Source organism: Campylobacter showae CC57C, assembly GCF_000344295.2.
GTDB classification, from domain to species: Bacteria; Campylobacterota; Campylobacteria; order Campylobacterales; family Campylobacteraceae; genus Campylobacter_A; species Campylobacter_A showae_B.
The window spans coordinates 1-6,169 of sequence record NZ_AOTD01000010.1; the positions used below are offsets into that span (position 1 = coordinate 1).

At 48.9% G+C, this 6,169-nt stretch carries 5 protein-coding genes; 3 read left to right on the plus strand and 2 right to left on the minus strand.

Features of this window, described 5'->3' with window-relative positions:
- On the plus strand, positions 1–2,254 hold a 2,254-nt coding region (locus tag H740_RS00660; protein WP_002950325.1), incomplete at its 5' end, for a formate dehydrogenase subunit alpha.
- 1 nt (position 2,255) lies between these two features.
- Positions 2,256–2,897, plus strand: a complete 642-nt coding sequence (fdh3B, locus tag H740_RS00665) for a formate dehydrogenase FDH3 subunit beta (RefSeq protein WP_004321984.1) — start codon at positions 2,256–2,258, stop codon at positions 2,895–2,897.
- On the opposite strand, the gene H740_RS11615 is transcribed toward fdh3B, so the two are convergent.
- Together H740_RS11615 and H740_RS00670 are read right to left on the minus strand one after the other, a co-directional pair.
- Positions 2,880–3,023, minus strand: a complete 144-nt coding sequence (locus H740_RS11615; RefSeq protein WP_156318375.1) for a hypothetical protein — start codon at positions 3,021–3,023, stop codon at positions 2,880–2,882. The genes fdh3B and H740_RS11615 overlap by 18 nt on opposite strands.
- Positions 3,024–3,160: 137 nt before the next feature.
- On the minus strand, positions 3,161–5,404 hold the full coding sequence (locus H740_RS00670; RefSeq protein ID WP_231679286.1) for a molybdopterin oxidoreductase family protein: 2,244 nt from the start codon (positions 5,402–5,404) through the stop codon (positions 3,161–3,163).
- Between the two features lie 241 nt (positions 5,405–5,645).
- Between H740_RS00670 and H740_RS00680 the strand changes: the two genes are divergently transcribed.
- A partial coding sequence (locus H740_RS00680) for a retention module-containing protein (RefSeq protein WP_004321989.1) occupies positions 5,646–6,169 on the plus strand: 524 nt, incomplete at its 3' end.

Genomic DNA, 6,169 nt, shown 5'->3' on the forward strand with positions numbered 1-6,169 from the left:
CGGTGTGGCGAATACGTGGGGTTATGGCGCTATGACAAACCATCTTGGAGATATCCAAAACGCGAAGTCTATCTTTATAATCGGCGCAAATCCGGCTGTAAACCACCCGGTAGGATTTAGGCATTTTCTAAAAGCGAAGGAAAATAACGGCGCAAAGCTAATCGTGGTCGATCCAAGATACACGAGAACTGCTGCAAAGGCTGATTATTTCGCTCAAATTCGCCCAGGCACGGACATACCTTTTATGTACGGTATGATGAATCTCATCTTTGAGAACGGCTGGGAAGATAAGAAATTTATAGAAGACCGTACATACGGTATCGACGAGATCCGCAAAGAGGCTGCAAAATGGACTCCTGAAGTGGTAGAAGACGTAACTGGAGTACCGGCTGCGACGCTAAAAGAGATAACTGAAGTTTTTGCTAAAAACCGCCCTGGTTCGGTCGTTTGGGCGATGGGTCTAACTCAGCACACCATAGGCAGCTCAAACACTCGTATCGCCCCGATCCTGCAACTAATACTAGGAAATATGGGCGTAAGCGGCGGCGGCTGCAACATCTTGCGCGGTCACGATAACGTTCAAGGCGCTAGCGATATGGCAAACGCGCCAGATAGCTTGCCTGGATACTATGCCAAAAACGAAGCTACGTGGAAATACTTCGCTAAAATGTGGAAAGTAGACTACGAGTGGCTACAAGGAAATTTCGTAAAACCTGAGTGGATGTTTAAGCCAGGGTTTACTCTAGCTCGCTGGTGGGCTGGCGTACTTGACGGCAAAAACGGCAACGACCCAATTGAAAACGCAGGCGATAGCCTAAAAGCACTTGTGGTTATCGGTAACGGTATCACTTCAACCGCGCAACAAGTAAAAGTTCAAGAGGGTCTTGACGGGCTTGAGCTTTTGGTACTGCTTGATCCTTTCGTAAATGACGCCGGCGTTATCACAAATAAAAAAGACGACGTCTATATACTGCCTGCGGCGACGCAGTTTGAAACCAGCGGCACGGTCGTAGCTACAAACCGCAGCGGCCAGTGGAGAAGCCAGGTCGTAGAGCCTTTGTTTGAGAGTATGCCCGATCACGAAATTTTATTTGAGCTTGCAAAGAGAATAGGCTTTTACGACGAGCTAACTCGCACAATCAGAGACTCCGAGGGCAAGATCGAGTGGCCAGAAGCCGCTACTCGCGAGATCGCTAGCATTGTAAAAAGCATCGGCCTAACTGGCTGGACGCCGGAGCGCCTAAAACGCCATCAAGCTAACTGGGATAAATTTGACGAAAAAACGCTAATGGGCAAAGAGGGTACCGAGGTGGCTGGCGAATACTACGGCTTGCCGTGGCCTTGCTGGACGGAAAAGCACCCTGGTAGTCCAAATTTATACGATATAAACAGACCGGTAATGCAAGGCGGTATGGGCTTTAGAAACCGCTTTGGCCTAGAGCATAACGGCGTAAATCAGCTAGCAGCCGACGGTAGCGCGCCTGTAGGCGGCGCTCAAAGCGGCGGATATCCGGAGATCAAAAAAGATAATATCGAAAAGATACTAGGCATCACGCTAACTGATGAAGAGCGCGAAAAAATGGGCGCTACGTGGGCGACGGACGCTAGCAACATAATCGCCGAAAAATGCATGGAAAAGGGCATCGCTCCGTATGGCAACGCGCGCGCTAGAGCGGTAGTTTGGACCTTCGTCGATCAGATACCGCAGCACAGAGAGCCTATCCACTCGCAGCGCCAAGACCTTGCGCAGAAGTATCCGAGTTTTGAGGATAAGCCGAATCACTACCGCGTATTTACGAAGTATAAGAGCTTGCAGCTAAGTAAGGACTTCTCGAAAGAATTCCCGATAAATCTAGTCACCGCTCGTCTCGTAAACTTTAGCGGCGCGGGTATGGAGACGAGAGCTAGTATGTATCTAAGCCGCATCACGCCTGAGATGTTTGCGGATATTCACCCGGATCTTGCGGCTAAACACGGCATTAAACACTGGGATTTCGTATGGATTCATTCGCCGGAAGGCACGAAAATCAAAGTACGCGCCAGAATCGTACCGTCTGTCAAGCCTGATATGATTTTCTTGCCGTTTCACTGGGCGGGATATATGCAGGGCGTCGATATGACGGACAATTTCCCTGAGGGCACGAGGCCTTATGTGGTAGGCGAGAGCGCAAATACCGTCACTAACTACGGCTACGATATAGTCACTCAAATCCCAGAAACAAAAGGCGGTCTATGCCGCATAGAAAAGGCGTAAAATGAGCGAATTTAATGACAACAATAGACTTAAATTTTACTGCGACGACGACAGGTGCATCGACTGTAACGGCTGCGCGGTGGCTTGCGACGAGGCTCACGAGCTGCCTCTTGGCATCCGCCGCCGCCGCGTTATCACGCTAAACGAGGGCATACCCGGCGAGGAAATATCAACCTCGATAGCTTGCATGCACTGCGAGGACGCTCCGTGTTCGCTCGTTTGTCCGGTTGATTGCTTTTATATCAGAGCGGACGGCGTCGTGCTACACGACAAAGATATCTGTATCGGCTGCGGATACTGCCTATACGCGTGTCCGTTCGGCGCGCCTCAGTTTCCGCGCGAGGGAGTGTTTGGCGCCAAAGGTTCGATGGATAAGTGCACGATGTGCGCAGGCGGTCCGCTACCGACAAATAGCGAAGCCGAGCGCGAAGAGTACGGCCAGGATAGAATTTCCGAAGGCAAAGTGCCGGTTTGTGCCGCAATGTGCTCGACAAAGGCGCTGCTAGTGGGCGAATCAGCGATGATAGAGAAAATCTACGGCGACAGAGTCAAGGCTCGCGGCTACGGATTTAAAGACCTAAAACAAACTCCGACCTGGAAGCTTGCTTATTACGCGGGCGACAGGCTAAAATACAGCTTCTAAATTTTCGCTCCTCGCTTTGGCGGGGCGAACTATTACACCAAATTTGACGCGGTTTGGCTGCGTCAAATTTGACACAAATTTAAATTCTACTTGACTCGGTTTTAAAACTTCATCAAATTTATCCAACTTCGGCTCTTTAAATTTAATCAAATTTTGCGCGAACGGTTTACTAAATTTGAGTATTAAATTTGTGGTACGTGTAAATTTGAAATAAAAAAGTAGGTGAAATTTAAGTAGAAAAAGGGCGGTCTCCCGCCCTAAATTTAAGCCCTAACAGGCGACAAATACGGATTTGCCGAGTGCATCGACATCTCGTTTTGCTCTCTAAATTTGATAAACTCCTCTTCGCTTAGACGCCTGATATTTGCTATCGTCATCTTTAGCGGTGTGATACCTGAGAGTGGATCGGGATCGCCGGCGTTTGCTAGCTCGTTACCGTCGGCCTCGCTGTAGTGGAAGGTCGTAAATATCGTGCCTTCTTTTAGATCCGGATTGACGCGCAGTTTGGCGGCAATCTGGCCGCGTTTGTTTTGCACGAGCGCGTAGCAGCCTTCCTCCAGCTCTCTCTCGCGAGCGATATCCGGGCTCACCTCGATGAGCGCGCCCTCTACGCCGGCGCCGTATTCAAGAGCAGGACACTCTCTCGTCATCGTGCCTGTGTGGTAGTGATAGACCTTGCGCCCCGTCGTAAATAAGCACGGATAGACCTCGTCTGGCACCTCGCTAAGCGCGCCGCTACCGACCGGATAGCCGTCCGGGATATTCATCTTGGTTCTAAATTCGGCCTCGGCTTTTGCGCGTTCGTTTTTATCGTCTAAGTAAAGCACTGGCGCAAAGCGGAATTTACCGCCCGGTAGCATGGACTTGTGATCGGAGTAAAGTACCGGCGTGCCAGGGTGTTCCTCGTCTGGGCACGGCCAGCTGATACCGCCTAGCTTGCCTAGTCTATAGTAGCTTATGCCGCCGAAAAATTTAGGCATGAGCTCTCTTAGTTCGTTCCAAATTTGCTCAGGACCAGCAAAATCAAATCCCTCTAGCCCCATGCGGTTTGCGATGTTGCAAACGACTTTCCAGTCAGGCTCCACGCCGCTAACGGGCTCGCTAGCTTTGCGCGTTCGCTGGACGCGGCGAGAGGTGTTTATAAACGTTCCGTCCTTTTCGCCCCAGCCAGCGGCAGGTAGCACCACGTCGGCCTTGTGCGCGCTTTCTGTGAAAAACAAATCCTGCACTATAAAGCAGTCTAGATGATGCACGGCGTGGACGAAGTGCTCGGTCCAAGGGTCGCTCATTACGGGGTTTTCGCCGTAGACGTAGAGGACTTTTAGCTCGCCGCTATCCATTTTATCTGGCGCTTGCGTTAGCTTAAAGCCCGGAACCGGATTTAGCTCAAAGTGCCATACTTTGCGCGCTTGCTCCTGCGCGTAAGGGCTATTTACCGCGCCTGCCGGGATGACGTTAGGTAGCGCGCCCATGTCGCATGCGCCTTGGACGTTGTTTTGGCCGCGCAGAGGATTTACGCCCGCGCCCTTTTTGCCTAAATTTCCCGTTAAAACGGCTAAATTTGATAGCGAAAAGACGTTTGACGTGCCGTCGCTAAACTGCGTTATGCCCATCGTGTAGCAAATCGCCGCCGCGCCTGCTTTAGCATACATTCTAGCTGCCTCTATGATGAGCTCTTTTTTTATACCGGTTTCGCGCTCGAAACGCTCAGGCGTAAAGTCCTTAACCGCTTCTTTTAGATATTCAAATCCCTCGGAGTATTTTTCTATAAATTCGCTATCTTGCAAATTTTCGGCGATTATGACGTGCATCATCGTGTTTAGCGTTTTGATATTCGCTCCGATCGGGATTTGCAGATAGATGTCGGCCTTTTTGGCCATATCGGTGCGTTTTGGATCTACGACGATCATCTTTGCGCCGCGCTGAAGTCCGCGCTGCATCTGCATAGCGATGATCGGGTGGCACTCGCTCGTGTTGGTACCGATGAGTAAAAATACGTCCGTATCGGTCGCAAATTCTACTAAATCGTTCGTCATCGTTCCGTTTCCTAGCGTGCTGGCAAGACCTGCCACTGTAGGAGCGTGTCAAAGACGAGCGCAGTGATCGACGTTGTTGCTACCCTGAGCTCGGAAAAATTTCTGGAAAACGTAGTTGTCTTCGTTATTTGAGCGCGCAGAGCTAAAGCCCATGATTGAGCTTGGACCGTATTTTGCGACGGTGGATTTAAATTTATCCGCGAGGAAATCATAAACCTCCTCAAAACTCACTTCTTCAAGCTCACCGCGCTTGTCATAGACGCCGTTTAGCTTTCTCATCATCGGTCGGCTTAAGCGTTTAGGAGAGTTTACGAACTCCCATCCGAACATTCCTTTTAAGCAAAGCTCGCCGTCGTTTACGTGGTGGTCTTTGCTAGGTTTGGCGTCTACGATTCTACCGTTTCGCACGATAAGATCGATGCCGCAGCCCGTACCGCAATATGGACAGGTGGTCTTTACGATCTCTTCCATTTTCGCTCCTTTCTGGTATTACTGAAATTTATGAGATTATTATACAACGGCAAATATAAATTTAGTTTTAAAATTAGTATAAAACTTTAAGAATTATTTAAGTAATATGCAAATTTAGCATATTACTTTTTAAATTTAAAAAGCATAATATATGGCTCATATTGTACTCCGGTACAATAGATTATTGTATCAAATCTGTGTATAATCCGCCCGTAAATCAAAATTTATACTAAGGAAAACAATGGCAAGCAAAGTAGGTATCGTAAAGGATATAAGCGGCGGCGCAGCTACGGCAGTAGATAGCAGCGGCAACAAAAGGGCTCTAAACATAGGAGACGTGGTATATCTAGGAGAGGTTATAAAGACCGATAGCCCTTCTGCAAAGGTAGTAATAGCGCTAAATAACGGTAAAGAAGTAGCTCTAGTGGGCGAGGATACTTTATCACTTGATCAAAGCGCGGTATTTAACGAAGGTTTTGGCGGTGAAGCCGTAGCTGACGTTTCTGCTATTCAACAAGCCTTGCTTAACGGCATGCAGATTCAAGATTTGGAAGAGACTGCTGCTGGCGGTGGTTCTGTCGCTTCTTCTGACGGCGTTAGCTTGAGCCAAGTTTCATTTTTACAAGGCGGACATATATCTAACGTTAATGCAATGTACGGAAATTTAGACAACGCTGTAAACAATATAAATCCATATCAGTTTACTTCTGGTGTTGGTGGCAGTAGGCCAGATCTTACCACCACTTCAGCTCCAATCGTCACTAT

Bases quoted from the DNA above. Each gene is read 5' to 3' on its own strand.
- fdh3B (WP_004321984.1), top strand. From the start codon at position 2,256: ATGAGCGAATTTAATGACAACAATAGACTTAAATTTTACTGCGACGAC.